The organism is Paenarthrobacter sp. OM7, assembly GCF_029873575.1.
GTDB lineage: Bacteria > Actinomycetota > Actinomycetes > Actinomycetales > Micrococcaceae > Arthrobacter.
Window position 1 is genome coordinate 1,073,306 of record NZ_CP123579.1, and the last position, 26,190, is coordinate 1,099,495.

A 26,190-nucleotide genomic window follows, 5' to 3' on the forward strand; every position below is an offset into this window, starting at 1 on the left:
CAGGAGGCAAAGATGCCCAATCTCGTCGTCGATTTCGACACCCTGCTCACCATGTCCGGCAAGGACCTCGGCACCACCGATTACCGCGAGATTACCCAGCAGCAGATCAACCTGTTCGCTGACGCCACGGACGATCAGCAGTGGATCCACACCGACCCCGAGCGCGCCAAGAGCGGTCCGTTCGGGGCTCCGATCGCGCACGGCTTCCTCACCCTGTCCCTGATCATCCCTTTCTGGGGCGAACTGTTCGACGTAGACGGGGTCACCACCAAGGTCAACTACGGCCTGGACAAAGTCCGCTTCACCTCCCCGGTCAAGGTCGGCTCCAAAGTCCGTATGAACGGCAGCATCGCCGAAGTTACCGAAGTCAAGGGCGGCGCCCAGATCAAGGTCAACGCCACCATTGAAATCGAAGGCCAGGAACGCCCCGCTGTCGTGGCCGAATTCCTGGCCCGTTTCTACAAATAAAGATCCAATTCCCTTCCCTCCTCTCCCAAGGAACAGCCATGTCAGGACACACTGCGCTCGCACAGCCGAGCACGGCCGCCAAGCGCAAAGAGGCGCGCACGGTCATCATGTCCAGCTATCTGGGCAGCACCATCGAGTTCTACGACTTCCTGCTCTACGCAACAGCGGCAGCGGTCGCTTTCCCCAAAGTCTTCTTCGCAGGCACCGATGAATGGGTTGGCGTAGTTGCTGCCTATGCCACGTTCGCGGCAGGCTATGTTGCCCGTCCCTTGGGCGGCATCATCTTCGGCCACTTCGGCGACCGCATAGGGCGCAAGGGCATGCTGATCGTGTCCATGGCGATGATGGGCATTGCCTCCACGTTGATTGGCCTGATTCCGGGAGCCAGCGTCATTGGCCCGTGGGGAGCTGTGATCCTGGTGGTCTTGCGCGTCTGCCAGGGGATCGCTGTCGGCGGTGAATGGGGTGGGGCCGCACTGATGGCCCTGGAACACTCCGATCCCAAGAGGCGAGGCTTCGCGGCGTCGTTCGTGAACGCTGGCGCACCCACCGGGGCTGTCCTGGGCACCGTGGTCATGGGCATCTTCTCCGCCCTCCCGCAGGACGCATTCCTGGCATGGGGCTGGCGGGTGCCGTTCCTGTTGTCCTTCGTGCTGCTGATCGTGGGCATGTTCGTGAGGTTGCGGGTTTCCGAAAGCCCCATCTTTGCCGAAGCCGTGGCCAAGGAAAGTGCCCAGGGGACCAAGCGCAAGATCCCGCTCCTGGAAGTTCTGAAACGCCCCAAGGCGCTCATCATGATCATGTTTGCCGGTGCCGCCGGCTTCGGACTGCAGGTAGTACTGCCCACCTTCTCCGTGACCTACGCCGTATCCAAGGGCGCACCACAGCAAGGCGTGCTCTATGCCTTCGCAGGTGCCTCGGCCATTTCCATCCTGTTCGTCCTCTTGGGCGGCAGGCTCTCGGACCGTTTCGGCCGCCGCCCGGTCATGGTGACTGGCTTGGCCTTGTTCATCCTTTACCTGTTCCCCATGTTCGGGATGCTCAGCTCCGGCAACATCGCTTTGGTCTTCCTGGCCTTCACGGTGGCGCTGGTTCTGCACTCGTCCCTCTACGGACCCCTCGCCGCGTTTGTTTCCGAACAGTTCGGCACCACCAACCGCTACACGGGGGCAGCCGTCGGCTACCAATTGGCACGCCTGATCGGCGCGGGCTTCACACCGGGCATTGTGGCCGGCCTCTATAAGGACTCCGGCCAAAGCATCGTCCCCGTGGTGGTGTTCCTGTCCATCATGTCGCTGGTATCGATTGTCTTCATCCTGCTGACGCGGGAGTCTAAGAACAACGACCTTTCAACGGTCAGTTAGGAGTAGCACACCATGGACAACAACGGAGTTGGATCCTGGCTGCACCGCCGCCGCAATAAGTCCGGAACCGCAACGGCCCTCATTTCCGGTGATCAAGCGCTGAGCTACGACGCGCTCGCCGACCGCACCGACCGTTTGGCCCACGCCCTCAAAACCAGGGGAGTAACCAAAGGGGACCGCGTGGCCTACCTCGGTGAGAACCACGCGTCCTTTGTGGAGACGTTCTTCGCCTGCGGTCTGCTGGGCGCGATCTTCGTTCCGTTGAACACCCGCTTGGCGGCTCCGGAGCTGCAGTTTCAACTGCAGGATTCCGGCGCGCGGCTCCTGATCAACGCCGAGGCCCTGGACGTCGTGGCCTCCGCGTCCGTGACCGACACAGTGGTAACCCACCGTCTTGTAGTGGCGTCCGACGGCGGCACTGATGGTTCCGCCCATAAGCTGCCGTCCGGCGTCGAGCACTATGGCGAGGTGCTTGACGCTGCAACCGCGGAGCCGCTTGATGAGACCGTGACGCTGGACGACGCCGCCATGATCCTCTACACGTCCGGCACCACCGGCAAGCCCAAAGGCGCGCTGCTGACGCATGGCAACATCACGTGGAACTGCATCAACACGGTGGTGGACATGGACCTGAACCGCAACGATGTAGCGCTCATGATCTCGCCGCTGTTCCACGTAGCGTCCCTGGATATGGGTCTGCTTCCCATGCTCCTCAAAGGAGCCACCGTGGTGCTTGAAGCGAAGTTCGACGCCGGGCGGGTCCTGGAGTTGGTGGGCCGGCACAAGATCACCACGCTCAACGGCGTTCCCACCACCTTCCAGATGCTCTGTGATCACCCCGGATGGTCGACGGCGGACCTCAGCTCCCTGGATAAGCTCACGTGCGGTGGTTCCGCGGTACCGGGCAGGGTCCTGGAAGCATATGAGGCCCGCGGTATTGGATTCACCAGTTGTTATGGCATGACCGAGACCGCGCCTGGCGCAACGATGCTGCCGGTATCGCGGTCCAAGGAGAAGGCCGGATCTGCCGGGCTGCCGCACTTCTTCACGGACGTGCGGATCGCCGGTCCGATGGGCGGCGTTGCTCCCGTGGGCGAGGTAGGGGAAATCCAGATCTCCGGGCCCAACGTCATCAAGGAGTATTGGAACCGCCCGGAAGCCACCGCAGACAGCTACGCGGATTCCTCGTGGTTCCGCTCCGGCGACATGGGCCATCAGGACGCGGAGGGATTCCTGTTCGTGTCCGACCGGATCAAAGACATGATCATCTCCGGCGGGGAGAACATCTACCCGGCCGAGGTTGAGGCGGCCATCGCGGAGTTGGCCGCGGTAGGGAGCGTGGCGGTGATCGGCGTTGCCGACGACACCTGGGGTGAAGTGCCCCGCGCCATCGTCACCCTGCGGGACGGAAGTTCCCTGACCGAGGAGCAACTGCGCTCGCATCTCGACGGCCGGCTGGCGCGATACAAGATCCCCAAGTCAGTGGTGTTCGTTGAGGAAATGCCGCGCACGGCCAGCGGCAAGATCCGCAAGACGGACCTGCGGAAGCACTACGCCCTGTGACGCCGCCGGTCGGGCCCGGTGGAAATCGACGTAATTCGTGTCGGGTAATGAGGGGTCTGAGAGCAGCCAACGGCCGACATAATCCGTTATCAGGCTAAATCCGGGTTAATTTCATCCATCGAACTGCCTAATTGGCCTCGGGGGCATTACGATAGGCACGACTCATCACCTGAGTACGAACGCATCGTAACGACTCACACCTAACCCCGGGGGATATACCAATGAGCACTTACCCGCAACAACCGCAGCAGACCCAGCCCTACACCGCACAGGCTGGCGAACCGCCGCTGTGGGCACCGTACTACGGCGCTCCGATCGGTGCAGCCGTCAAGCGTTTCTTCAAGAAGTACACCGCGTTCAGCGGCCGCGCCAGCCGCAGCGAATACTGGTGGGTGGCACTGGTTCTGGGTGTCGTGGGCTTCGTCCTGCAGATCCTGACCCTGGTTCTTGGCAGCGCCGGCGCCACCGTTTCTGCAAACGGAACCACCACTCCTGGCCCGGGCTCTGTTGTCGGCCTGATTCTGGCCGTCGTTTTTTACCTGGCAATCCTCATCCCGTCCATCGCCCTGCTGGTTCGCCGCCTCCACGATGGCAACTTCAGCGGGTGGCTCGTCCTGATCGGCCTGATTCCCGGCTTGGGCGGACTTGCGCTGCTGGTGTTCTCGCTTCTGCCGTCCAACCCGGCCGGCCAGCGTTTTGACCAGCCGACTGCATAGTCAGCCAAGCACTAAGTAAAACGCTCCAACGAAAAAGGGCGGCGCCTCGTGTGCCGCCCTTTTTTGTGCCCTCTTTGACCCCCTTCACCATTCCGCCCCGGCGGACATGACATGCTGGGACTGACGCGGACCGAGCCCCAATGACGAGGAGTGCCATGCCCAACCGTCCACGCAGGAGAACCATCAGGCGTTGCGCCGTGGTGGGCGGTGGAATCATCGGTGTTGCGGTGGCCAGGGAGCTCGCCACCACGCTCGACGGCGTCCAGGTCACCATTTACGAAAAGGAAAACCGGCTCGCGGCACACCAGACCGGCCACAACTCGGGTGTGGTCCATGCGGGCCTCTACTACGAGCCGGGAGGGCTGAAAGCAAGGCTGTGCCGCAGGGGAGTGGAGTTGCTGCGGGAATTTTGCGCCGCGAAGAACCTTCCCTATGAGGCCTGCGGCAAGTTGGTGATCGCCCAGACACCGGAGGAGTCCACGCGTTTGGACGCCATCTTCGCCCGGGCCACAGCCAACGGTGTCCCCGGAGTGAGGATGCTGGGCGGCGGGCAGATACACGAGGTGGAGCCGAACGCCGTCGGACTTTCTGCCTTGCACTCGCCGGAAACGGCGATCGTCGACTATACGGCCATTACCGAGGCGCTCGCCGAGGACGTTCGAGCCATGGGCGGGACCATCCGGCTGGGGCAGGAAGTACTCGGGCTGGAGCAGCAGGCCAGTGGGGTAGTGGTGACCACCCGGGATGGTGGCGAACATTTTGACCTGGTGGTGGCGTGCGCGGGGCTCCAGTCGGACCGTCTGGCTGAGGCGACTGGCGAGCCGGCCAACCCGAAAATCGTCCCGTTCTTCGGCCAGTACTTCCTGGTGGGCCCCGAAGCCCGCCACCAGGTGAAGGGCTTGATCTATCCCGTGCCGGACCCCAAACACCCGTTCCTCGGCGTGCACCTCACCAAGCGGATTGACGGCGAAATGATGCTTGGCCCTAATGCCTTCATCTCCTTCGGGCGGGAGTCCTATGCCTGGAACCAGGTGAAGATGAGTGATGTTGCCAGCTATGCGCTCTTTCCGGGCTTCTGGAATTTTGCCCGGCAGAATGTGCCGTCGGCGGTCCGAGAATTCCAGACCGTAGTGAGCCGGAAGAAATTCATCCGGGAAGCGATGCGCTTTGTTCCGTCCTTGGAAGGCGCCAGCATCCTGCCCGGCACCCGTGGTGTGCGTGCACAGGCCATGAACAGTGATGGCTCGCTGGTGGACGATTTTGTGATTGCGCGACGCCGGGACACGGTTTTGGTGCGTAACGCACCATCGCCGGGGGCGACGTCGTCGATGGCCATCGCGGAGTACATCGTGGAGCAGGCGCTGCAGGGTGGCTAATTTTGCGTAGCCGACAAGATGATGAGCAGCACCACAGCGTTGTTGACAGCATGCAGAAGTACGGGCGCCCAGAGATTTTGGTGGAATTTTTTCAGAAGCGCCAGGGCCATGCCGAGCATAAAGAGATATACGAAGGTCAACAGGACCAGGTGGACAGCGGCAAAGATTGCCGCTGAAATTGCCGCGGCTGCCAACGGCCTGCAACGTTGCATCAACCCGCTCAGAAAAGCTCCCCGAAAGAGGACTTCTTCCCAGAGAGGGGTCAACACGGCAGCGATGAGCACGGTCAGGCCAATCAGCGGTGCCGGAAGTTCGGCAACCCGGCCCAGCGCACCGTTGGAGGAACTGGACGCAGCGCCGTCCACTCCAAAGAGGCTGAGAAGAGCCAGGAAAAGACCCTGGGCGCAGGCGGAAGCCACGATGGCTGTGGGAATCTGCCAGAGCAAGTGCAGCATGCGTGAGTCAAAGCGTCGGAATCCGAGCATGCTCGGAGTGAGTTGGTTTCTTCGAACCAAATGTACGTATGTTGCCAGCATTGCGGCTGCTGTTGCCCCTCCGAGGATGACTGGAACAGCGGTTTCTGCAGTGAAATGAACCAGGCCGGACAATCCCGCTGCAACCATTCCCAAAAAGACTGCGGCAACGTACACGGCAATCCACATCAGGGCCCACAAAGCCTGTTTCAGTGATATTGCCGGAGGCGGCGAGGAGGTTGCTCCAGCTTGGTTACAAGAGTTAGTTGGCAACAGCATCCCCCGAGTGTTCATCATGCGAGCCTAGCCGAGTAGTTAACAAGCTTGTGACCAGACGGAAACTGACCCCAAACGCAGGCTGGATACGGTTGCCGCATGATCGCTTCATTGGCTTCGCTGGCAACCCGTCTCGGCACCACCTTGGGGGCATGGATCGAGGCCGCCTACGTCCTGGATTGCGCTGAAGTGGAGGCCAGGGACGAGCACCGTCTGGCGTGGCTGCCCGCGCTGAGCGGCGTGACGGTGGCCAGCGCCCAGGCCATCCAATCGCACACTGTGAGGGTGCAGCCAGAGCCATAGAGAACGCTGCGAAAGCTGCCATATGTTGCGTTGGGCACACTATTCGTTAAACGCGGGGAGTATGCCCTAAACTGCTTCACTGAGGTGCCGGAATAGGCACTATGCAGCAACGAAAGCGAACCCTCAATGGCTACTGATTACGACGCCCCGCGCAAGACCGAAGAAGACTCTCCGGCTGAATCTCTTGAGGCTCTTCAGGCATCCCGTGGCAACGCTGCACAGACTGCAGTCATCGACGTCGAAGAAAACGACACTGCCGAAGGTATCGACCTTCCCGGTGCTGATCTTTCCGGTGAAGAGCTGACCGTCATTGTTGTCCCGGAGCAGTCGGATGAATTCACCTGTGGTTCATGTTTCCTGGTCCGTCACCGGTCCCAGATTGCGCTCGAAAAGAACGGCCTCAAGTTCTGCAAGGACTGCGAAGGCTAGATAACGCCGGGGTCTCGTTATCTTCGATCACGAACATGGGTGCGAAGGCCCTTAAAAACTGCCCGCACCGGCCGTGGATTTGGTATTTGATGTCCCTCCCGTGACCACCTTGTTGCCCCTTTAACGGTTATGCGCCGAAGCGGCAACAACCAGTCCAAAGTGGCTTGCGTCCTCCTAATGTTGAAGTATCAACTTCGCCTGAAGGGGGCACAAAAAATGAGGAAAATTGGAGCGGGTCTGGCAGCCGTCCTGGCCGCAGCCGGACTCGGTCTGGCGGCGCCGGGGCCTGCCTCGGCGGCATCATACTGCGGACTTGCCTGGGGTTCGTTGGCCAAAGCCGACCCCGACATGAGTTCCGCCTACGTCACCAATGTCCGCACGGGCCAACAGCCGTGTTTCGACCGTCTGGTGATCGACATGACCGGAAAGGTGGCCGGCTATTCCGTCCGCTATGTCCCGGTAATCACCCAGGACGCCACCGGCTACCCGATCCCCGTGCTTGGTGACGCAGACCTGCAAGTGGTGGTGACTGCGCCGTCCTATAACCAGTACAGCCAGCCCACCTACCTGCCCGCAGCCAAAGCGGAGCTCTCCAACGTCTCCGGTTATCAGACCTTCCGCCAGGTGGTTTATGCCGGCAGCTTTGAGGGCACCACGAGCATTGGGCTGGGTGTCCGTGCCCGGCTTCCGTTCAGGGTCTTCACCTTGGACGGGCCCGACGGCGGCTCCCGCTTGGTAGTGGACGTCGCCCATCGCTGGTGATTGAAGCCGCGGGTCGCCGAGAATGTACGAAAGCGGCCAGTTCGCCGGAACTTTCCGGGCGAACTGGCCGCTTTTCAGCGTTTTCGACGCTCGTTATTCAGGCACCACCAAAGCCGGGGTATCCTTCCGGATTGTCTCGCCGCGGAAGAACCCGGGCCGGACGCGGGACATGATCAGCATGACAACGGCGCCCAATACCAGGATGCCGATGCCGAGGACGAATACCAGTCCCACCCCGAAGATCTCCGAGCCACTGCCAAACTCCGGAGCCCAGCTGTCCACTGCGGTCTGCAGGAACACCACGAACAGGCCTACGCCACCAATCAACGGGCATACGAGCCGCAGGAAGAAGTTCCGGGCATTGGCGAACAGGCTGTTCCGGAAGTACCAAACACAGGCGATGGCGGTGAGCCCGTAGTAGAAGCAGATCATCAGGCCCAGGGCCAGGATGGTGTCGTTCAGGACGTTCTCACTGATCACGTGCATCACCGCGTAGAAGCCCGCGGACAGGACGCCGGCCGCGACGGTGGCGAAGCCCGGCGTCGAGAACTTCTTGCTCATGTGGCTGAAGCGTTCCGGCAGGGCCCCGTAGTGCGCCATGGCCAGCAGGCTGCGGGACGGCGACGTGAAGGTGGACTGCAGGGACGCCGCGGAGCTGGAGAGCACGGCGAGGGACATGAGGATTGCGAACGGGCCCATTACGGGTGAGGCGAGTGCGGTGAAAACGTTTGCGTGGTTTTCCTCGTTGTTCAGGCCGATTCCTGTGTCACCCACGCCGGCGAACATCATGGTGGCGATGGTGACCAGCAGGTAGATGCCCAGGACTATGACGGCCGTGAGAGTGCCCGCAAGTCCGGCGGTCTTCTTGCCGTTGGCGGTTTCCTCGTTCACGGTCAGGCAGACATCCCAGCCCCAGTAGACGAAGATCGACAACGAGATGCCGGCTGCGATCTGGCCAAAGGTTTCGATCTTGGTGACGTCGAACCAGTCCCAGCTGAAGGGAACAGCGGTCTCTGACGTGGACCAGTTGGCGAAGGCCATGCCCACGAAAAGTCCAAGGACCAGCAGTTGGAAGCCCACCAAGCCGTACTGCACAATCTTGGTGGTGTGCAGGCCCCGGTAGCTGATCCAGACGGCCAAGGCCACGAATACGAAGCACGTGGCGACGTTAAGGAGCTTGTTGGAGGCGAGATCGGCGAGCTCCGGTGAGCCGGTGGCCTGCGCCAGGAACAGGTAGAAGAAGTCCACGGCGACGCCCGCCAGGTTGGACAGGACAATGATATTGGCCGCGAGCAGGCCCCAGCCACCCATCCAGCCCACCCAGGGGCCGAACGCTTTGGTGACCCAGGTGAACGTGGTGCCGCTGTCCGGGGAGTCTGCGTTAAGTTCCCGGTACGCGAGCGACACCAGGATCATCGGGATAAAGCCGATCAGGAAGATCACGGGCAGTTGCAGCCCCACTTCGTTGACCGTAGGGCCAAGGGCGCCCGTCAGCGTATACGCCGGGGCGATGGTTGAAATGCCAAGAACGACGACGGCGAGGAGCCCCAACTGCCCCGTCTTCAGTCCCTTGCCGCTGATGTCGTGCGACGTTGCAGCGTCACTGCCGCTGCGGCGGATTGTCTGGCTCATAAGAGGCCCTTTCTAGATGGCCGAAGGCTGTTGCTGCGTGATGCAGTGCATGCCGCCGCCCCGGGTGAAGAGTTCGCGCGTGTCAACACCGATCACGCGGCGTCCGGGGTACGGGTCGGCAAGATTGCGGAGCGCTTTCCCGTCCGTGGGGTCGTTGAAACTGTTGGGAACTTGGAGGATCGCGGGGTACGTGTCCCGGGCTCGACGCCGACCCGGGAATGGGGACTTCGAGGCAGGCAGGTTTCAATCATGGCGGCATGTACTCCGGTGAGACGACAGTCACTAAATGAATAGCGTTCATTTAGTATGGCGCGAGTCACTCCCAAAGCGCAAGGCGCAAACCGAATGGCTTCCAATCGTGACTGGCGTACGGTCCCGGGAACGGGTGGTTCGCCGGGGTGGGCGGGGGTAATAATGTCGGTGCCTCTTGCGAGAGTTGGGGTATGAAGCAGATCCGGGACGGGCAAGCGAGGGCGGCGGTCTCTGCTGTGCCTCTTCCAGCTCTGTCCCGGGTGCTGGCTCAGGCCGGCAGTTCAGTTCAGCCCAGCACTGTCAGCGGTGACCTGATCGATCAGTTGCGGGTGTTGGAGGAGATGAAGTCAGCCATCTCCGGTTTGCAGGCGCAGATTGCTGTGGCGTTTGATCTGGCGCAGCGGGCTGAACAGGCCGAGGCCGGAGTCCCTGCGGCGGAGCGTGGCAAGGGCGTGGGTGCGCAGGTGGCGTTGGCGCGGCGGGAATCACCGAACCGGGGCTCGAGGTTGTTGGGCCTTGCCAAGGCCCTGGTGATGGAGATGCCACACACGCTGGCGGCGTTGAACAAGGGCCTGTTGAACGAGTGGCGGGCCACACTGCTCGTAAAGGAAACAGCCTGCCTCAGTGTTGAGGACCGGGCCGCGGTGGATGAGGAACTCGCTCCCGATGCCGGGACTTTCGAGGGTTTCGGTGACCGGGCCCTGGTCGCTGCCGTGAAGGCCGCCGCCTACCGGCGCGATCCTCGGTCGGTGGCTCAACGGGCCAGCCACGCCGCGAGCGAACGGATGGTGAGTCTGCGCCCGGCACCGGACACCATGACGTATCTGACCGCGCTGCTCCCGGTCGCCCAAGGGGTGGCGGTGTATGCGGCGTTGACCCAGTCCGCTGATGCTGCCCGTTCCAGTGGTGATCCCCGGGGCCGTGGGCAGGGCATGGCCGACACCCTGGTCGAACGTGTCACCGGCACCCGGGCCGGGTTTACGGGCATCAACCTGGACCTCGTCATGACCGACCGCACCCTCTTTCAGGGAGGCAGCGAACCGGCCAGGCTGCAGGGCTACGGCATCGTCCCCGCGGAATGGGCCAGAACCCTGATCGGCGCTGAAGAGACACACGGCCGGGCCGGGACGAAAGCCGCGATAGGGCCGGGTCGGGACTTCGCGGTCTGGGTCCGGCGGCTCTACACCGCGCCCGGCAGCGGGGAACTGCTGGCCATGGACTCCAAAGCCCGGCTCTTCCCACACCGACACCGGCGATTCATCCAAACCCGGGACCATACCTGCCGCACCCCGTACTGCGACGCGCCCATCCGGCACATCGACCACATCGTGCCCTGGCACTCCGGCGGAACCACCACCCTGGACAACGCCGCAGGGCTCTGCGAAGCGTGCAACCACACCAAGGAAAACCCCGGCTGGAACGCCACACCCCTGCCCGCAGACACCCACACCCTGCACATCAGCACACCCACCGGACACACCTACCACTCCAAAGCCCCACCACTCCCCGGACACCGACCCTCCAGAACATGATCCAGAGGTGTCGGAACCCGGATGGGGATCCGATGGGCCTTTTAGCTCCCGCCGCTGGGCCGTTTTCGGCTAGGAAGCCAGCGTCGGCAGAGTGAGGATTTCGGCTTCACCATCGGTGATGGCGACGGTGTGCTCGCTGTGCGCCGTGCGGCAGCCTGTTGCGCTTCGAAGCGTCCAGCCGTCGGCGTCTGTGACCAATTGTGCGGTGTCTGCCATCACCCAGGGCTCCAAAGCGAGCAGCAAGCCGGGGCGGAGTTTGTATCCGCGGCCGGGCCGTCCCATGTTGGGAACGTGGGGATCCTGATGCATGGTTGACCCGATGCCGTGGCCACCGAACTCGGTGTTGACGGGGTAGCCGGCGTCGCTGAGGACCGACCCGATGGCATAGGAGATGTCTCCGATGCGGGCTCCTGGCCGGGCGGCCGCAATCCCGGCTCGCAGGGCGCGTTCGGTGGCCTCAATCATCGCAACGCTCTCCGAGGGCTTGGATTCACCCACAATGAAGCTGATCGCCGAGTCGGCTGCGATTCCATCTTTCAAGACAGCCAGATCGAGGGTCAGCAGGTCGCCGTCGGCCAGTGCGTAGTTTCGGGGGAGGCCGTGCAGGACGGCGTCGTTGACACCTGTGCAGATGTAGTGGCCGAACGGTCCGCGGCCGAAGGAAGGAGCGTAGTCGACATAGCAGGAGACGGCCCCGGCTTCGAGGATCATGGACTTGGCCCAGCGGTCGATATCCAGGAGATTTGTGCCCACTGTTGCCCGGCGCTTCAGCGTCTGCAGGATGTTGGCAACCAGCGCGCCTGCCTCTTTTGCCCGGTCCAGTTCGGTGGGGCTCAGGATCTCAATCATGCGGCACCTTTCTCGTGTATGACCAATAACTATCCCGGCCATATTATCCCGGTATTACAATTGGAGCCATGGTCAGGTTGCCGCTAACACCCGCAGAGGCCGAGCGTGGACAGCGTCTCGGTGCGCTCTTGCGTCGCGCCCGGGGTGAACGCTCAATGCTCGAGATCGCCCTTGATGCCCGGGTCTCCCCGGAAACGCTCCGGAAGATCGAGTCCGGCAGGGTGGCTACTCCCGCCTTCCCCACGGTGGCCGCGATTGCCGACGTCCTTGGGTTGTCCCTTGATGAGGTGTGGTCAGAGATCAACCGCCCTGCGCCCGATGCTGAGCCGGTGGCTTCGCGCCGAAACGCTCGGGAATGGCTTGCCTCCTAGTCCCAAAGGGGGCCCTTCCTATCGTTTGGGTCGTGCCCGCACGTGAAGGCGTTCGCCTTGTTGGCCGAACAGGGTAAGGAGCTCGACGGGCTCCGACGTGGCACTGGCAAACCAGTGCGGAGTTCTGGTATCGAATTCCGCCACCTCGCCCGGCTTGAGGACAAAGTCGTTCTCGCCCAACACCAGCCGGAGCTTGCCGTTGAGGACATACACCCAGTCGTAGCCCTCATGTGATTGCGGCGTCGGGGTCTCTTTGCCCGTCCCACTCCTAAGGACCATTTTGAACGCCTGGATTCCACCGGGGCGTCGGGTCAAGGGAACGGCGGTTCCCCACTCGTGAACGTGCGGCTTGAGGTGAATGCGGGGATCACCTGTTTGCGGCGCGTCAATCAATTCTTCGAGGGGGACTTGATGCAGCCTCGCTATGGGGAGAAGAAGTTCAAGTGTTGGCTTGCGTTGGCCCGATTCCAACCTGGACAGCGTGCTGACGGAAATGCCCGTCCCTTCCGAGGCTTCTGCGAGGGTCACGTTGCGCTGGGTCCGCAATGCGCGCAGGCGAGGGCCGACGGCATCGAGCATGGTGCTGAAATCGGTAGTCATGCCCACAGTTTGCCATATTGGCAAACTTCCTTGCTGATTGATTCAACTGTGGCCAACCATGGAAGAAGCGGCGAAGGGCCGCTGGATACGCCTGGAGGCACAGTGAGCGAAGAAGTAACAGACCGTCAGATGGCCGGGGAGTACGACGTCGTTGTGGTGGGAGGTGGCGCAGCTGGGTTAAGTGCCGCCGTGACGCTGGGCAGGGCCTTGCGGTCCGTCCTCGTCATCGACGCCGGAGAGCCCCGGAACGCGCCCGCCGCCGGGGTTCACGGATTCCTTTCCCGGGACGGAATCGACCCGCGGGAACTACTGGAACTGGGCCGGACCGAAGCCCGGCACTACGGGGCGGAGATCGTGGAGGGCGTAGCCGTGGCGGCACGTTCGACGGCGGACCCCACCAACGGAGCGGAACCCGCCTTCGAGGTGGAGTTGGCAGACGGCCGGACCACGGGTGCCCGCCGCTTGTTGGTCACCACGGGTTTGACGGACGTGCTCCCGGACATAGAGGGCATCCGGGAACGGTGGGGCCGCGATGTCCTGCATTGTCCCTACTGCCATGGCTGGGAGGTCCGGAACAAGGCTATTGGAATTCTGGGCTCAGGACCGATGGCTTTGCATCAGACACTGCTGTTCCGTCAATGGAGCCCCAACGTCACGCTTTTCCTCAATGACGTGGTGGAGCCAACGGAAGAAGAATGGGAACAACTTGCTGCCCGTTCCATCACTGTGGTGGAAGGCAAAGTCCAAGCGCTGGCAGTCACTGACGACGTGTTGAGCGGTGTTGTCCTGGCTACGGGCAAAGTGATCCCCATGGAAGCTGTGGTAACCGGACCGCGTTTGGAGGCCCGGTCCACTGTGCTCGAGTCTTTGGGAGTTCCGTCGGTGGAGCACCCCATGGGCGTAGGAAGGCACGTGGAAGTGAATCCCATGGGCGGCGCCACATCGGTGCCAGGTGTCTGGGCAGCGGGAAACGTCGCGGATCTCATGGGGCAGGTCATGGCTTCTGCAGCGTCAGGAGTTATGGCAGGGGCTGCCATCAATGCCGATCTCATAATGGAGGAGACCAAAGCGGCTGTGCGGGCAGCGCATCAGGCATCTCTATCCCACTAGGTCGGATGCAGCCGCGGCCGCACAGTGATCCATCCGATCACAAAGCACAAAACCATCGACGTGCAGGCCCCGCCAGAGGACGATTAAGGGACAGCCGTTAAAGGAGGTTGGGTATGTGCTACGCGTACTACGACGACTTCGAGCGGCGCACGAAGAAGGACTCCGCGCGCAGGCCCGAGACGCATACGTCTGACGCAAAGTCTGATGCAAAGAAGGAAGCAGCTCCGACGGAGAGCCGTCAACGGACGGAAGGAACGTTGTGGACTTTCCTGGCCCGCCGTCGCAAGGAATCGGAGGTTCCGGAACGGACGATGCACCGCATCCGCGAGAAAGTCTAGGCATTCATTGTCACGGTCAAGGAAGCTGCACTTGCTCGAAGCAAAAGGGTGAAGGCGCTGCGCTCGCAGCGCCTTCACCCTTTTGGCTGCTGGTTTGGTGGCTGAAGCCTTATGACGGAGCGGCCAGGAACTCCCGGGCAGCCGTCACCAGGGCTTCCGTTCCTCGTGTCAGCGTTGGCTGGATAACCGGCGCAAAGTATGGCGAGTGATTCGACGGAATGTCCTCGGGCAGGCGACCTGTTGAGGCGAACTCCTTGAACAAGGCAGGCTCGGCGCCACCCAGGAACCAGAACACCAGCGGAGCACCGGCAGCCTTGGCCAGGACTCCCACGTCCTCGCTGCCGGACACGGGCCCGGGGTCGATAATCTGTGTTTCACCAAACTTTGCCTTGAACGCTGCCGACACCCTCCCGGTGGCAGCTTCGTCGTTGACTGTCAGCGGGAACCGTTCTTCGAAGTGGATTTCCGGTTCCTTGGGAGCCCCTGAAGCTGTGGCTTCCCCCTTGGCAATACGCTCAATTGAACCGAGGATCTTATCCCTCGTTGCCTCGTTGAAAGTGCGGACGCTGAGGCCCAGGGTTGCCGTTTCCGGGATGATGTTGTTCTTGGTGCCTGAGTGAATCTGCCCAACGCTTACCACTGCGGAGTCACTGGCTGCCAGTTCACGCGAGACGATGCCCTGCAACCTGACAGTGGTTGCAGCAGCCATCAATACCGGATCAATAGTGGTCTCCGGGCGCGATCCGTGGCCCCCTCGTCCATGCAAAGTGATGTTGAGGGAATCAGCGGACGCCATGGTGACGCCGGGCCGCATGCCGAACCATCCGGCAGGGAAAGGGGCCACATGCTGGCCCATGACGACGTCGGGTTTCGGGACCACGTCATACAACCCGTCGGCAACCATGGTTTCTGCCCCGCCGCCCCATTCTTCTGCCGGTTGGAAGAGGGCTATCAGGGTGCCTTGCCACTCATCACGCTGCGAGGCCAGGACCTCCACTGCGCCAACCAGGCAGCTCACGTGCACGTCATGGCCGCAAGCGTGCATGACCGGCATGTCCTTGCCCTCATGATCAACACCTACGGCCGTACTTGCGTAGTCCAAACCCGTTGCTTCCTTGACCGGCAACGCATCCATGTCCGCCCTGAGCATCACCACCGGTCCGGGCCCATTGACCAGGACACCAACAACCCCGGTCTTTCCGATATTGCGGTGAACCGTGAAGCCGAGGTCTTCAAGATAACCAGCGGCGATCCCGGCGGTTCGGGTTTCCTGGAAGGACAATTCGGGATGGGCGTGCAGGTCCTTGTAAAGCTTTTCGAGGTCAATGGTCATGAGTCAGCCCTTTTCGTTCGACGCCTGGATCTGGCCAGTGTATCCAGCCCAAAGCTGCAAACGCTGGGAAGCACCTGCACACTGGATGGCATGAAAGATTCTGAATCAGTCACCACTCAGCAATCCACCGTTGAAGAGTGGACCAAGTCCTTGGCGGAATCCACCGGTTCCCCGGGCGGGGGTGCCGGGACCGGGGTCATGCTCTCCATTGCCGCCTCGTTGACATCCATGGTGGCCGGATACACCGAGGCGGAAGAGGCCCAGCGCGAACAGCTCGGTGACATCCACGCCCGGGCCCACGCTCTCCGCCAAGCCGCGCTTGAACTAGCCGACGACGACGCGTCCGCCTCCAACGCTTTCGGTGCCGCCTTCCGCCTCGACCCCGGTCCGGAACGGGACGCAGCGATCCATCAGGCCTCCGTCGATGCTGCCAAGGCTTCAGCCGTCCTGGGCGAGCGCGCCATCAACGCCATCGAAGACCTGGGCTGGCTCGCTTCCAACGGGAACCCTGCGTTGATCGCCGATGTCGTTGTGGGCTTTGGAGCCCTCCGTGCAGCCATAGCGGGAGCTCGAACCAACGTTAGCTTTGACCTCGGGTCGCTGACCTCCGCCGGCACCACGCTCCAGGAAGTCAGGGAACAGCATCCAAAGCTGTGGAATACGGTGACCCGACTCAGCGACGCCCTCGACAGGATCGACGAACTGACTGCCGCCGTCGACAAAAAAGCGGTGCCGACCGAAGCTGTCTAGCTTCAGTCGGCACCGCGTTTCCTACTGCGCCTTCGGCGCTGTACCTGCTACTGCGCCTTCGGCGCTGTACCTGCTACTGGGCCTTCGGCGCTGTGCCCGCTACTGCGCCTTCGGCACACGCCGGAGCACGACGGCGGCGAGCACTGCCGCGCCGGCCATCAGGACCAGCCCAATCGCCGCAGTGATGTGGACGCCGGACTCGAAAGCTGTCCGGGCGGCGACTGTCAACGCTTCCGACAATGGCGCCGGGAGTGCGGCTGCCGCATCAACAGCACCGGCGAGGGTTTCCCCTGACTTCCCGGCGGCTTGTGAGGAGACGCCGTCCGGAATGATGAGGTTGTGCTGGTAGGAAGCCGTGAGGATCGAGCCGAGCACGGCCGTCCCCAAGAGCGAACCCAGCTCGTAGCCGGTCTCGGAAATGGCTGAGGCGGCGCCGGACTTGTCGGCAGGTACTGAGGCCAGGATGAGGTCGTTGGAGATGGTCTCCGCAGCACCCACGCCCACGGCGAGAACGGTCAGGGCTGACAGCAGGAATATCGGGCCGCTGCCGTGGTCGCCCACCACCACAATCAAGTAACCGATGGCGCTGAGCGTCAGACCAGCAGCGACAACGAAGCCGGGCCGGACACGCTTGACCAGCGGCACCACCAGCAGGCCTGCGATGACTGTTGCCAGGAGGGCAGGAATCATGGCGATGCCTGCCTCCATGGGGGACTGTCCTTCAACCAGCTGCAGGTGCTGGGCGAAGAAGTAGATGAAGCCCGTCATGGAGAACAAGGACAGCACGTTTGCCACGATTGCCGTGCTGAACACCTTGTTCTTGAACAAAGCGACGTCCAGCATGGGGTTTTCGATCCGCTGCTGGCGGCGAACGAACAGGATGCCCATCACCAGGCCGAAGCCCATGAAAGCTGCAGCCGACGCTCCGAAGCCGTGAACTGCGAATTCCTTAATGCCGTAGACGAACGGGGCCATGGTGACCACGGACAGGACAATGCTCTTCACGTCCACGCGGCCAGGATTGGCGTCCTTGGACTCGGGAATCAGGACCCGGCCGAAGGCCAGAAGCGGCAGGAGCAGGAACGCTGCCACCAGGAAGACGGCACCCCACCAGAAGTGCTCCACCAGCCAGCCGCCGAAGATCGGGCCGAGCGCCGCACCACCGGAGAAGCCGGCAGCCCACACAGCGATCGCAAGCCGCCGGCGGTTGGGATCGGTGAAGATGTTCCGGATCAGGGACAGTGTTGAGGGCATCAGCATGGCGCCGAAGACACCAAGGCCCGCGCGTCCGGCAATGAGCCATTCAGCGGAAGGCGCGAATGCCGTAGCAGCCGAAACCGCTGCGAACCCCGTGCTGCCGATCAGCAGCAGCCGCCGTCGTCCGATTCTGTCACCGAGGTTGCCCATGGAGACGAGCAGTGCGGCGAGGACCAGGGGATAGGCGTCAACAATCCACAGCAGCTGAACGCCGCCCACGTCCAGGGATCGGGCGATCTCGGGCAGGGCGAAGGTGAGCGCGGTGTTGTCGACGGCCACCAGCAGCACCGGGAACATCAGGAGTGCCAGTGCCGTCCAATCGCGCCACGGTGCTGCCTGGCCCATATCGGGACGAGCGGAACGGGGTGCTTGGGTTGAGGACGGCGAGTACATGTCATTTACTATACCGTCCAGACGGTACAGTTTCAAATACAACCCGGCGAGCCTTTAGGGAATGATGGACGCATGCCACGAAAACCAGTTGCCCGGGACGCCGTCCTGGATGCTTTCGAAGCCCTCCTCATCGAGGTGGGGGAGCGAGCTGCCACGCTCGACGCCGTTGCCAAGCGCGCAGGGGTGTCCAAAGGTGGGCTGCTCTACCACTTCCCCAATAAGGAAGCACTGATCACGGCCCTGCTTGAACGGCTGGATCTCTTGGCCGACGAGGACACGGAGCTGATGAAGGCGTCGCCCGATGGTTCCGCCGCCTACTTCATTCGCTCCTCGCTCTGGGCGGACACGCCGATGGACCGGGCTTTTGTTGCCGTCACCAGATTGGCTGAAGTGGCCCACGAGGAAACGCGTCGCAGATTCGCCGCCATTCAACAGCGGTGGCTGGACGTGCTCGCCGAGGACGTCGGCCCAGAGGTTGCCAAGGCAGTCAGTTACATGGGTGACGGGCTCTATTTCAACGCGATGTTCGAGGGCGGGCAAGAGGGCGGCAATGTCGGGCGGGAGGCCGACGTCGAAATCCTGCTCAGTGTCCTCGAGCGGCTGAGGAAGTAACGGGCAGTCCATTTGCGGCGGCGACCGTGACGTAGGACAATTAACCCCTGTGGCCTGCCCTGATCGGGGTCATACATAACTGAAAATGCCTTTGATCTGCGGCGGGAGAGTCCTGCAAGCATGTGATGCAGGCGCCGTAGGAGCAAACCCTCCCCAGGAATCTCTCAGGCCCACGCACCGCCGCGGCGAGGCAACTCTGGAAAGCAGCAGGCATTCTGCCCACCTCAAGGGTGAAAGAGTGCTGTGCTCACCGACGGTGCAAGCGATGGTTGTTCACGCAACGCGCGGAAACTCTCAGGTCCAATACAGAGCGGGGAGGAACCCAGCCGCTGTGGCGTACCCAAACGCCGCCCAAGTAATGGAGTTCCTTCGTGACGGTTAGTTCTGCCTCCACCACCTTCGTTGATCGGCATATTGGCGCCCGCCGCCAAGCCGACATTGAGACCATGCTCAAGTCCGTCGGCTACGACACCGTTGATTCGCTGGTGGACACCGCCGTCCCGAACGACATCCGGCAGGACGTCGCCCTCACCCTGCAGAACGCTTTGAGCGAAGTTGAGGTTCTGGCCGAGCTCCGCAAGCTTGCGTCCAAGAACAAGACCGCTGTCCAGATGATCGGCCAGGGCTACTTCGATACCGTGACGCCGCCGGTGATCCGCCGTAACATCCTTGAGTCCCCGGCCTGGTACACCGCCTATACCCCGTACCAGCCGGAAATCTCCCAAGGCCGTCTCGAGGCTCTCCTGAACTTCCAGACCATGGTCCAGGATCTGGTTGGCCTCCCGATCGCCAACGCCTCCCTGCTGGACGAAGCCACGGCCGTGGCCGAGGCCGTCCTGATGATGCGCAGGGCCAATAAGAACGCAGGTGCACGGGATGGCAAGACCGTCCTCGACGCAGACTGCCTCCCGCAGACCATCGCCATTGTGAAGGGCCGCGCTGAGGCTCTCGGCTTTGAGGTCGAGGTTGCTGACCTCTCGCTCGGTCTCCCGGAAGGTGACATCAACGGAGTCGTCCTCCAGCAGCCCGGTGTTTCCGGCCGCGTCTTCGATCACTCAGCTGTGATCGCCGAGGCCAAGGAGCGTGGCGCGCTGGTGACGGTCGCTGCCGACCTCCTGTCCCTCACTCTCATCACCCCTCCGGGCGAGCAGGGCGCGGACATCGCCGTTGGATCCGCGCAGCGTCTGGGTGTTCCGCTGTTCTTCGGCGGCCCGCACGCCGCCTACATGGCGGTCCAAAAGGGCCTGGAGCGTTCCATGCCGGGCCGTCTGGTGGGCGTTTCCAAGGACGACGCCGGTGTCCCCGCCTACCGCTTGGCGCTGCAGACCCGCGAGCAGCACATCCGCCGCGAGAAGGCCACGTCCAACATCTGTACCGCGCAGGCGCTGCTGGCCATCGTGGCCTCGATGTACGCCGTTTACCACGGCCCCGAGGGCCTCAAGGCGATCGCTGAAACCGCGCACGGCCACGCCCGCACCCTGGCAGCGTCACTGAAGGCTGCTGGCGTCGAGGTCCTGCACGGATCCTTCTTCGACACCATCACCGTCCGCGTTCCCGGCAAGGCAGGCGAGATCGTCGCCGCCGCCGAGGCCAAGGGCATCAACCTGCGCGGCGTCGACGCTGACACGGTTGGCATCTCTGTTGATGAAACCACTACGTCCGAGATTGTCGGCGGTCTCCTTGATGTCTTCGGAGCTTCGCTTTCCGAAGCCGCTGAAGGCTTCGCTCTTGAGGCTTCCGTGGAGCGCACCAGCGACTTCCTGCAGCATCCGGTATTCAATACGCATCGTTCCGAGACGCAGCTGTTGCGCTATATCCGCAAGCTCTCGGACCGGGACCTTGCTCTGGACCGCACCATGATCCCGCTGGGTTCCTGCACCATGAAGCTGAACGCCACCGCTGAAATGGAAGCCATTTCCTGGCCGGAGTTTGCCTCCATCCACCCGTTCGCTCCGGATTCCCAGACCGAGGGCTGGCGTGAACTCATCACCGACCTTGAGGCGCAGCTGACCGAGATCACCGGATATGACCAGGTCTCCATTCAGCCGAACGCCGGTTCCCAGGGTGAACTGGCAGGTCTGCTGGCGATCCGCGGCTACCACCTGTCCCGCGGCGACGAGCAGCGCAATGTTTGCCTCATCCCCGCTTCTGCCCACGGCACCAACGCTGCCTCGGCAGTGCTGGCCGGCATGAAGGTGGTAGTTGTTGCTACGGCGCCTGACGGCACCATCGACCACGTTGACCTCAAGAACAAGATCGAAGCGCACCGGGATGCCCTCTCGGCCATCATGATCACCTACCCCTCCACGCACGGCGTGTACGACGCCGACGTCCGCGAGGTCTGCGACGCCATCCACGAGGCCGGCGGCCAGGTCTACATTGATGGCGCAAACCTCAATGCACTCGTTGGCCTTGCACAGCCGGGCAAGTTCGGCGGCGACGTGTCCCACCTGAACCTGCACAAGACCTTCTGCATCCCGCACGGCGGCGGCGGACCGGGCGTGGGCCCGGTTGCTGCCAAGGCACACCTCGCACCGTTCATGCCAGGCGATGCAGCCTCCTGGACCGAGGGCAACGACGTCCCGATCTCCGCATCCCGCTTCGGTTCCGCCGGTGTCCTGCCTATTTCCTGGGCCTACGTGAAGCTCATGGGTGGCCAGGGACTGACGGAAGCAACCAAGTCGGCCCTGCTAGCTGCAAACTACATCGCATCCCGTCTCAACGACCACTTCCCGGTGCTTTACACCGGCGAAGGCGGACTCGTGGCCCACGAGTGCATCCTGGACCTTCGTGAACTGACGGCCAAGACCGGCGTCACCGCTGAGGACGTGGCCAAGCGCCTGATCGACTTCGGCTTCCACGCCCCCACCCTGGCGTTCCCGGTTGCCGGCACGTTGATGGTGGAGCCGACGGAGTCCGAGGACCTCGTGGAGATCGACCGCTTCATCGAAGCCATGATCACCATCCGCAAGGAAATCGACCAGGTTGCCCACGGCGAATTCACGGTAGAGAACTCGCCGCTGCGCAAGGCACCCCACACGGCTGCTGCCGTCGTAAGTTCTGATTGGGACCGGGCGTACCCGCGCGAGCAGGCCGCCTTCCCGGTCCACCACCTCAAGCAGGACAAGTACTTCCCGCCCGTCGGCCGCATCGACGGCGCAGCCGGTGACCGCAACCTGGTCTGCTCGTGCCCGCCGATCGAAGATTTTGAGAACTAAGGACTGACTCCATGTCTGAGAACTACACCGCGCTCTACGAAGAGCACAAGAAGCTCGGCGCGTCCTTCACCGACTTCGGTGGCTGGCAGATGCCGCTGAAGTACTCGTCCGAGTTGGCCGAGCACCACGCAGTCCGCAAGTCCGCGGGCTTGTTCGATCTCTCCCACATGGGTGAAGTCTGGGTCACCGGTCCAGAGGCCGCAGCGTTCCTTGACTACGCGCTGGTGGGGAAGATCTCCGCCATGGCTGTGGGCAAGGCCAAATACTCGCTGATCTGCCAGGAAGACGGCGGCATCATCGATGACCTCATCACGTACCGGCGGGGTGACCAGAAGTTCCTGGTGGTTCCGAACGCCGGCAATGCTGCGGTTGTTGCTTCAGCACTGCTGGAACGCGCCGCCGGGTTCGACGTCGTTGTTGAAGACGCTTCCGCGGAGACCTCGTTGATTGCTGTTCAGGGGCCGCTGGCCGAAGCGATCCTCCTCCGCCTTGTGCCGGCTGAACAGCACGCACTGGTCACTGAACTGAAGTACTACGCGGCGGTTGATGTCCCGTTCACGGTCGACGGCGGCACTCAGGAACTCCTGCTGGCCCGCACCGGCTACACCGGCGAAGACGGTTTTGAGATCTTCGTTGCCAACGACTCCGCAGCCGCCCTCTGGCAGGCCATCGCCGACGCCGCTGAAGAAGGCGAACTTACCCCGGCAGGCCTCGCTTCCCGCGATTCCCTCCGCCTCGAAGCCGGCATGCCCCTCTACGGCAACGAGCTCTCCCGTGAAGGCAACCCCTTCGCAGCAGGGCTCGGGCCCGTGGTGGCTCTGTCCAAGGAAGGCGACTTCGTTGGCAAGGACGCACTCGCGGCGTTGAAGGCCGACGGTGCCGGCTCCACCAGCGGGCGCAAGCTCGTTGGCCTCAAGGGCCTGGGGCGTCGCGCCGGACGCGGACACTACCCGGTCCTCAAGGACGGCGCAGTGGTTGGCGAAGTCACGTCCGGCCAGCCGAGCCCGACGCTCGGTTACCCGGTAGCGTTGGCCTATGTCGACGTCGAGCATTCAGAGCTTGGTACCGCCCTGGACATTGACCTGCGCGGTAAGAGCGAGCCGTTCGAAGTCGTCGCGCTGCCGTTCTACAAGCGCCAAAAATAAGCCGGGTCTGCCTGCCAGCCCTTCGTGAGCCGCTAAGGTGCTGGGGGCCACCTGCCGAAGTATTCGGGGCCTTATCTCCGACCCAGCCATAGTTTTGACCAACCATAGTAAGGAAACAGAATGCCCAAAGTAGCGCCCGAACTTCAGTACTCCGACGAGCACGAGTGGGTCTCCCGCGGCGAAGGAAACCTCGTGTCCGTTGGCATCTCCGAGGTTGCCACCGACGCACTGGGTGACATTGTGTATGTTGACCTCCCCGAGGTTGGTTCTTCCGTGACCGCCGGCGAGACCTGCGGCGAAGTTGAGTCCACCAAGTCCGTCTCGGACCTGTACTCGCCCGTTACCGGTGAGGTCACCGAGATCAACGACGCTGTTGTCGGCGACCCCGCCCTGATCAACAATGACCCCTATGGTGCCGGTTGGCTCTTCAAGGTCGCTGCTGAGTCCGACGGCCCGCTGCTCTCGGCCGAGGAATACGCCTCCAAGAATGGCGGAGACCTCTCCTAGGTTCCTCCAATCGGGGAATGCCGCCCGTTCCATGGGGCAACCCAGGCACGCATCCAGTGGCGTAGCGTGGGAATGTAGTAACTGAATAATTTGCGACGCCGGGTTGCCGCCTTTGGGGGCCATCCGGCGTCGTGCTTCGGTCGATCTCCGCCACAAGCGGGGGAGGCCATCCGGCAGGACCATCTGCCGGACCGTTTCAAACTGTATTAAGGAATCCCGACCATGGCTGTTGGTGTTTTCGATCTTTTTTCCGTGGGTATTGGCCCGTCGAGCTCCCATACTGTGGGACCGATGCGCGCTGCTGCTGTGTTCGCCGGTGAGCTGAAGGACGCTGGTGTCCTGAGCTCGGTGGCCTCGTTGCGGGTTGATCTGTACGGCTCGTTGGCTGCGACGGGACGTGGCCACGGGACCATGACTGCCACACTGTTGGGCTTGGAGGGGTACCACCCCGAGCTCATTCTGCCTGATGAGGTGGAAGCGCGGTTGGCCGCTATCGCGGAGACGGGGAAGCTCAACCTGGCCGGTGCGTCCGGTGAAGGTGTGGAGCTGCCGTATGCGGTGGAGGATATGGTGTTGCATCCGTTGACGGTGTTGCCGCGGCATACGAACGGGATGAAGTTCGCCGTGGCCGACGCTGAGGGAAACACCTTGCGGGAGGCGACGTTCTTTTCGGTCGGTGGCGGGTTCATTGTCCGGGAGGGTGAGGAGAACGCTGCACAGCAGGAGTTGGAGGAGTCGAAGAAGGAGTTGCCGTTGCCGTTCCGGACGGCGGCGGAGTTGTTGGGCCGGTGTGCGTCCAAGGGTTTGGGGATCAGCGACATCATGTTCATCAACGAGCGGGCGTCCCGGTCGGAGGAGGAGATCCGGGAGGGTTTGCTGCATATCTGGCATGTGATGGAAGCCTGTGTTGAAACGAGTTTGAAGCGTGAGGGTGTGTTGCCCGGTGGGTTGAGGGTCCGGCGTCGTGCTCCTGACTGGTTGGAGCGGCTGCTGAAGGAGGACAAGGACCGGAACGATCCGAAGTATTGGCAGGAGTGGGTGAACCTGATCGCCCTGGCCGTCAATGAGGAGAACGCCTCGGGTGGCCGGGTGGTCACGGCGCCGACCAATGGTGCTGCGGGGATCATTCCGGCGGTGCTGTATTACGCGTTGAATTATGCCCCGGGCATGGATCAGGCCTCCCAGGAGGATCGGGATGATGTGGTGGTGAAGTTCCTGCTCACTGCCGGTGCTGTGGGTGTGTTGTACAAGGAACAGGCCTCCATTTCGGGGGCTGAGGTGGGCTGCCAGGGTGAGGTGGGGTCGGCGTCGTCGATGGCTGCTGCCGGGTTGGCTGAGGTGATGGGTGGTACGCCGGGTCAGGTGGAGAACGCCGCGGAGATCGCGATGGAACACAACCTGGGGCTGACGTGTGATCCGATCGGCGGGTTGGTGCAGATTCCGTGTATTGAGCGGAACGCGATCGCGGCGGCGAAGGCTATCAACGCCGCGAAGATGGCGTTGTGGGGTGATGGGACGCACCGGGTGTCCCTGGATGAGGTGATCGTGACCATGCGGGAAACGGGCAAGGACATGTCCCATAAGTACAAGGAAACCGCGATGGGCGGCCTCGCCGTCAACGTCGTCGAATGCTGAGTCTGTTTACTGTCAGTGCCTAGTGCCATGCTGTATCCATGAGCGGGGGATACGACAGGGATTTTTTGCGGGCACGCCTCGAGCTGCCCAGTCCGTCGGCAACGACGATTCTTTTGGACTACGTCCACTTCTCCGTGCGTTTCCGGGCTGCCCGGAAACTCGCGGCGATCGTGGGGGTCAACATTCACGGCAAGGAACTGAACCCACTGGCCCGTGAGGGCACCTGGCATTTCGACGACAGGATTCCCAGGGAACAGCAGGCAGGCCCGGACGTCTACAAGAACAACGCGTTCGACCGCGGCCACTTGGTGAGACGCCTGGACCCGGTGTGGGGAGATGCGGCCACGGCCAAGAAAGCCAACCAGGACACGTTTGCATTCACCAACGCTGCGCCGCAGGTGGATGACTTCAACCAAGGCAAAGAGCTGTGGGTGGGCCTCGAGGATCACGTGCTGAGCCATGCCGATGCCCACGACGCCAAGCTCAGTGTTTTCACCGGGCCCGTCTTCCTTGACGATGATCAGCCATACCGGGGCGTTCAGATCCCGCGAAAGTTCTGGAAGATCGCGGCCTGGACCAACGACGCCAAGCTGGCCGCCGTGGGGTTCGTCCTTGACCAGTCGCCGCTGCTGGGCAAAGTGGAACTGAAGAGGGCCATCAACCAGAAGCTTCTGGAGGGGGAGCCACCTCCACTGGGACCGTTCCGGACTTTCCAGGTTCCTATTGGTCAGATAGCAGACCTGACAGGACTGAGCCTCAGCAGGCTCACCAACGCGGACCGGCTCGTCAGCGGCCAGCGGGAACTGGGCAGGCAGCCGAAGGCGATCCAGCTGGATAGCGCGGACCAGATCAGGTTGTAGGCAACCTCAGGACTGTGGGTTTGCCCGTCAACCAACAGATTTTTCCCGGCCCGATAGACTTGGGGC

Annotated in this window: 25 protein-coding genes, 1 pseudogene and 1 riboswitch; of the genes and pseudogenes, 19 read left to right on the forward strand and 7 right to left on the reverse strand. The window is 62.5% G+C overall.

Annotation, left to right across the window (positions count from 1 at the left end):
• Window positions 1-12 precede the first annotated feature (12 nt).
• The 5 genes from QEH68_RS05015 (at window position 13) to lhgO (ending at window position 5,487) form a co-directional block, all read left to right on the forward strand.
• Window positions 13-468 carry a MaoC family dehydratase gene (locus QEH68_RS05015; RefSeq protein ID WP_207596477.1) on the forward strand — a complete coding sequence of 152 codons (456 nt, stop codon included), beginning with the start codon at window positions 13-15 and terminating at the stop codon, window positions 466-468.
• A 38-nt stretch (window positions 469-506) separates the two neighbouring features.
• Window positions 507-1,832 carry an MFS transporter gene (locus tag QEH68_RS05020; RefSeq protein WP_280627014.1) on the forward strand — a complete coding sequence of 442 codons (1,326 nt, stop codon included), beginning with the start codon at window positions 507-509 and terminating at the stop codon, window positions 1,830-1,832.
• A 12-nt stretch (window positions 1,833-1,844) separates the two neighbouring features.
• On the forward strand, window positions 1,845-3,395 hold the full coding sequence (locus QEH68_RS05025; RefSeq protein ID WP_280627016.1) for a long-chain fatty acid--CoA ligase: 1,551 nt from the start codon (window positions 1,845-1,847) through the stop codon (window positions 3,393-3,395).
• Window positions 3,396-3,616: 221 nt separating this feature from the next.
• Window positions 3,617-4,111 carry a DUF805 domain-containing protein gene (locus tag QEH68_RS05030; protein ID WP_207596483.1) on the forward strand — a complete coding sequence of 165 codons (495 nt, stop codon included), beginning with the start codon at window positions 3,617-3,619 and terminating at the stop codon, window positions 4,109-4,111.
• Between the two features lie 155 nt (window positions 4,112-4,266).
• Window positions 4,267-5,487, forward strand: a complete 1,221-nt coding sequence (gene lhgO / locus QEH68_RS05035) for an L-2-hydroxyglutarate oxidase (protein ID WP_280627018.1) — start codon at window positions 4,267-4,269, stop codon at window positions 5,485-5,487.
• Here the strand turns inward: lhgO and QEH68_RS05040 are convergent.
• The gene (locus QEH68_RS05040; RefSeq protein WP_280627019.1) at window positions 5,484-5,972 is read right to left on the reverse strand and encodes a CPBP family intramembrane metalloprotease; all 489 of its coding nucleotides are present in this window, start codon (window positions 5,970-5,972) and stop codon (window positions 5,484-5,486) included. The genes lhgO and QEH68_RS05040 overlap by 4 nt on opposite strands.
• A 363-nt stretch (window positions 5,973-6,335) precedes the next feature.
• Here QEH68_RS05040 and QEH68_RS05045 point away from each other — a divergent pair, with 363 nt between their 5' ends.
• From QEH68_RS05045 to QEH68_RS05055, 3 genes are all read left to right on the forward strand, one after another.
• A complete protein-coding gene (locus QEH68_RS05045) occupies window positions 6,336-6,539 on the forward strand; it encodes a hypothetical protein (protein WP_280627021.1) in 204 nt (67 codons plus the stop codon).
• Between the two features lie 126 nt (window positions 6,540-6,665).
• The gene (locus tag QEH68_RS05050; protein WP_207596486.1) at window positions 6,666-6,968 is read left to right on the forward strand and encodes a DUF4193 domain-containing protein; all 303 of its coding nucleotides are present in this window, start codon (window positions 6,666-6,668) and stop codon (window positions 6,966-6,968) included.
• Between the two features lie 216 nt (window positions 6,969-7,184).
• A complete protein-coding gene (locus QEH68_RS05055; protein WP_280627023.1) occupies window positions 7,185-7,730 on the forward strand; it encodes a hypothetical protein in 546 nt (181 codons plus the stop codon).
• 93 nt (window positions 7,731-7,823) lie between these two features.
• Here QEH68_RS05055 and QEH68_RS05060 read toward each other — a convergent pair whose 3' ends face one another.
• Complete coding sequence (locus QEH68_RS05060; RefSeq protein WP_280627025.1) at window positions 7,824-9,362, reverse strand: APC family permease; 1,539 nt, start codon at window positions 9,360-9,362, stop codon at window positions 7,824-7,826.
• A 12-nt stretch (window positions 9,363-9,374) separates the two neighbouring features.
• Window positions 9,375-9,524, reverse strand: a pseudogene (locus QEH68_RS05065) (agmatine deiminase family protein); the annotation flags it as partial.
• 281 nt (window positions 9,525-9,805) lie between these two features.
• Between QEH68_RS05065 and QEH68_RS05070 the strand changes: the two are divergent.
• On the forward strand, window positions 9,806-11,146 hold the full coding sequence (locus QEH68_RS05070; RefSeq protein ID WP_280627027.1) for an HNH endonuclease signature motif containing protein: 1,341 nt from the start codon (window positions 9,806-9,808) through the stop codon (window positions 11,144-11,146).
• 69 nt (window positions 11,147-11,215) lie between these two features.
• Here the strand turns inward: QEH68_RS05070 and map are convergent, their stop codons facing one another.
• Complete coding sequence (gene map / locus QEH68_RS05075) at window positions 11,216-11,995, reverse strand: type I methionyl aminopeptidase (protein ID WP_280627029.1); 780 nt, start codon at window positions 11,993-11,995, stop codon at window positions 11,216-11,218.
• Window positions 11,996-12,063: 68 nt separating this feature from the next.
• Between map and QEH68_RS05080 the strand changes: the two genes are divergently transcribed.
• A complete protein-coding gene (locus QEH68_RS05080) occupies window positions 12,064-12,366 on the forward strand; it encodes a helix-turn-helix transcriptional regulator (RefSeq protein WP_280627031.1) in 303 nt (100 codons plus the stop codon).
• Window positions 12,367-12,384: 18 nt separating this feature from the next.
• Here QEH68_RS05080 and QEH68_RS05085 read toward each other — a convergent pair whose 3' ends face one another.
• Window positions 12,385-12,966: an XRE family transcriptional regulator gene (locus tag QEH68_RS05085; protein ID WP_280627033.1), complete on the reverse strand. Its 582-nt coding sequence runs from the start codon at window positions 12,964-12,966 to the stop codon at window positions 12,385-12,387.
• A gap of 129 nt (window positions 12,967-13,095) precedes the next feature.
• On the opposite strand from QEH68_RS05085, the gene QEH68_RS05090 reads away from it, so the two are divergent.
• Together QEH68_RS05090 and QEH68_RS05095 are read left to right on the forward strand one after the other, a co-directional pair.
• Window positions 13,096-14,076 carry an NAD(P)/FAD-dependent oxidoreductase gene (locus tag QEH68_RS05090; protein ID WP_280627977.1) on the forward strand — a complete coding sequence of 327 codons (981 nt, stop codon included), beginning with the start codon at window positions 13,096-13,098 and terminating at the stop codon, window positions 14,074-14,076.
• A 113-nt stretch (window positions 14,077-14,189) separates the two neighbouring features.
• The gene (locus QEH68_RS05095; protein ID WP_280627035.1) at window positions 14,190-14,414 is read left to right on the forward strand and encodes a hypothetical protein; all 225 of its coding nucleotides are present in this window, start codon (window positions 14,190-14,192) and stop codon (window positions 14,412-14,414) included.
• Window positions 14,415-14,523: 109 nt separating this feature from the next.
• On the opposite strand, the gene QEH68_RS05100 is transcribed toward QEH68_RS05095, so the two are convergent.
• Complete coding sequence (locus QEH68_RS05100) at window positions 14,524-15,747, reverse strand: amidohydrolase (RefSeq protein ID WP_280627037.1); 1,224 nt, start codon at window positions 15,745-15,747, stop codon at window positions 14,524-14,526.
• A 90-nt stretch (window positions 15,748-15,837) separates the two neighbouring features.
• Here QEH68_RS05100 and QEH68_RS05105 point away from each other — a divergent pair, with 90 nt between their 5' ends.
• Window positions 15,838-16,497 carry a cyclodeaminase/cyclohydrolase family protein gene (locus QEH68_RS05105; protein WP_280627038.1) on the forward strand — a complete coding sequence of 220 codons (660 nt, stop codon included), beginning with the start codon at window positions 15,838-15,840 and terminating at the stop codon, window positions 16,495-16,497.
• Between the two features lie 99 nt (window positions 16,498-16,596).
• Here QEH68_RS05105 and QEH68_RS05110 read toward each other — a convergent pair whose 3' ends face one another.
• Window positions 16,597-18,147: an MFS transporter gene (locus QEH68_RS05110; protein WP_280627039.1), complete on the reverse strand. Its 1,551-nt coding sequence runs from the start codon at window positions 18,145-18,147 to the stop codon at window positions 16,597-16,599.
• Between the two features lie 72 nt (window positions 18,148-18,219).
• On the opposite strand from QEH68_RS05110, the gene QEH68_RS05115 reads away from it, so the two are divergent.
• The 6 genes from QEH68_RS05115 (at window position 18,220) to QEH68_RS05140 (ending at window position 26,124) form a co-directional block, all read left to right on the forward strand.
• Window positions 18,220-18,759 (forward strand): TetR/AcrR family transcriptional regulator, encoded by a 540-nt coding sequence (locus QEH68_RS05115; RefSeq protein ID WP_280627041.1) that lies wholly within the window; start codon window positions 18,220-18,222, stop codon window positions 18,757-18,759.
• 92 nt (window positions 18,760-18,851) lie between these two features.
• Window positions 18,852-18,949: riboswitch (glycine riboswitch) on the forward strand.
• Between the two features lie 181 nt (window positions 18,950-19,130).
• Window positions 19,131-21,977: an aminomethyl-transferring glycine dehydrogenase gene (gcvP, locus tag QEH68_RS05120; RefSeq protein WP_280627044.1), complete on the forward strand. Its 2,847-nt coding sequence runs from the start codon at window positions 19,131-19,133 to the stop codon at window positions 21,975-21,977.
• 11 nt (window positions 21,978-21,988) lie between these two features.
• Window positions 21,989-23,122, forward strand: coding sequence for a glycine cleavage system aminomethyltransferase GcvT (gcvT, locus tag QEH68_RS05125; protein WP_280627046.1), 1,134 nt, complete (start codon window positions 21,989-21,991; stop codon window positions 23,120-23,122).
• 120 nt (window positions 23,123-23,242) lie between these two features.
• Entirely contained in the window at window positions 23,243-23,629 is a 387-nt protein-coding gene (gcvH, locus tag QEH68_RS05130) for a glycine cleavage system protein GcvH (RefSeq protein WP_280627048.1), read from the forward strand.
• Window positions 23,630-23,851: 222 nt separating this feature from the next.
• A complete protein-coding gene (locus QEH68_RS05135) occupies window positions 23,852-25,264 on the forward strand; it encodes an L-serine ammonia-lyase (RefSeq protein ID WP_280627050.1) in 1,413 nt (470 codons plus the stop codon).
• A gap of 38 nt (window positions 25,265-25,302) precedes the next feature.
• On the forward strand, window positions 25,303-26,124 hold the full coding sequence (locus QEH68_RS05140) for a DNA/RNA non-specific endonuclease (RefSeq protein ID WP_280627051.1): 822 nt from the start codon (window positions 25,303-25,305) through the stop codon (window positions 26,122-26,124).
• Window positions 26,125-26,190 lie beyond the last annotated feature (66 nt).

Coding starts and splice junctions, on each gene's coding strand:
- QEH68_RS05115 (WP_280627041.1), top strand. CDS start 18,220: ATGCCACGAAAACCAGTTGCCCGGGACGCCGTCCTGGATGCTTTCGAA.
- QEH68_RS05105 (WP_280627038.1), top strand. CDS start 15,838: ATGAAAGATTCTGAATCAGTCACCACTCAGCAATCCACCGTTGAAGAG.
- QEH68_RS05040 (WP_280627019.1), bottom strand. CDS start 5,972: ATGCTCGGATTCCGACGCTTTGACTCACGCATGCTGCACTTGCTCTGG.
- QEH68_RS05140 (WP_280627051.1), top strand. CDS start 25,303: ATGAGCGGGGGATACGACAGGGATTTTTTGCGGGCACGCCTCGAGCTG.
- QEH68_RS05025 (WP_280627016.1), top strand. CDS start 1,845: ATGGACAACAACGGAGTTGGATCCTGGCTGCACCGCCGCCGCAATAAG.
- gcvH (WP_280627048.1), top strand. CDS start 23,243: ATGCCCAAAGTAGCGCCCGAACTTCAGTACTCCGACGAGCACGAGTGG.
- QEH68_RS05080 (WP_280627031.1), top strand. CDS start 12,064: ATGGTCAGGTTGCCGCTAACACCCGCAGAGGCCGAGCGTGGACAGCGT.
- QEH68_RS05135 (WP_280627050.1), top strand. CDS start 23,852: ATGGCTGTTGGTGTTTTCGATCTTTTTTCCGTGGGTATTGGCCCGTCG.
- QEH68_RS05085 (WP_280627033.1), bottom strand. CDS start 12,966: ATGACTACCGATTTCAGCACCATGCTCGATGCCGTCGGCCCTCGCCTG.
- map (WP_280627029.1), bottom strand. CDS start 11,995: ATGATTGAGATCCTGAGCCCCACCGAACTGGACCGGGCAAAAGAGGCA.
- QEH68_RS05095 (WP_280627035.1), top strand. CDS start 14,190: ATGTGCTACGCGTACTACGACGACTTCGAGCGGCGCACGAAGAAGGAC.
- QEH68_RS05045 (WP_280627021.1), top strand. CDS start 6,336: ATGATCGCTTCATTGGCTTCGCTGGCAACCCGTCTCGGCACCACCTTG.
- QEH68_RS05020 (WP_280627014.1), top strand. CDS start 507: ATGTCAGGACACACTGCGCTCGCACAGCCGAGCACGGCCGCCAAGCGC.
- lhgO (WP_280627018.1), top strand. CDS start 4,267: ATGCCCAACCGTCCACGCAGGAGAACCATCAGGCGTTGCGCCGTGGTG.
- QEH68_RS05070 (WP_280627027.1), top strand. CDS start 9,806: ATGAAGCAGATCCGGGACGGGCAAGCGAGGGCGGCGGTCTCTGCTGTG.
- QEH68_RS05100 (WP_280627037.1), bottom strand. CDS start 15,747: ATGACCATTGACCTCGAAAAGCTTTACAAGGACCTGCACGCCCATCCC.
- QEH68_RS05050 (WP_207596486.1), top strand. CDS start 6,666: ATGGCTACTGATTACGACGCCCCGCGCAAGACCGAAGAAGACTCTCCG.
- QEH68_RS05030 (WP_207596483.1), top strand. CDS start 3,617: ATGAGCACTTACCCGCAACAACCGCAGCAGACCCAGCCCTACACCGCA.
- gcvT (WP_280627046.1), top strand. CDS start 21,989: ATGTCTGAGAACTACACCGCGCTCTACGAAGAGCACAAGAAGCTCGGC.
- QEH68_RS05110 (WP_280627039.1), bottom strand. CDS start 18,147: ATGTACTCGCCGTCCTCAACCCAAGCACCCCGTTCCGCTCGTCCCGAT.
- QEH68_RS05090 (WP_280627977.1), top strand. CDS start 13,096: ATGGCCGGGGAGTACGACGTCGTTGTGGTGGGAGGTGGCGCAGCTGGG.
- QEH68_RS05055 (WP_280627023.1), top strand. CDS start 7,185: ATGAGGAAAATTGGAGCGGGTCTGGCAGCCGTCCTGGCCGCAGCCGGA.
- QEH68_RS05060 (WP_280627025.1), bottom strand. CDS start 9,362: ATGAGCCAGACAATCCGCCGCAGCGGCAGTGACGCTGCAACGTCGCAC.
- QEH68_RS05015 (WP_207596477.1), top strand. CDS start 13: ATGCCCAATCTCGTCGTCGATTTCGACACCCTGCTCACCATGTCCGGC.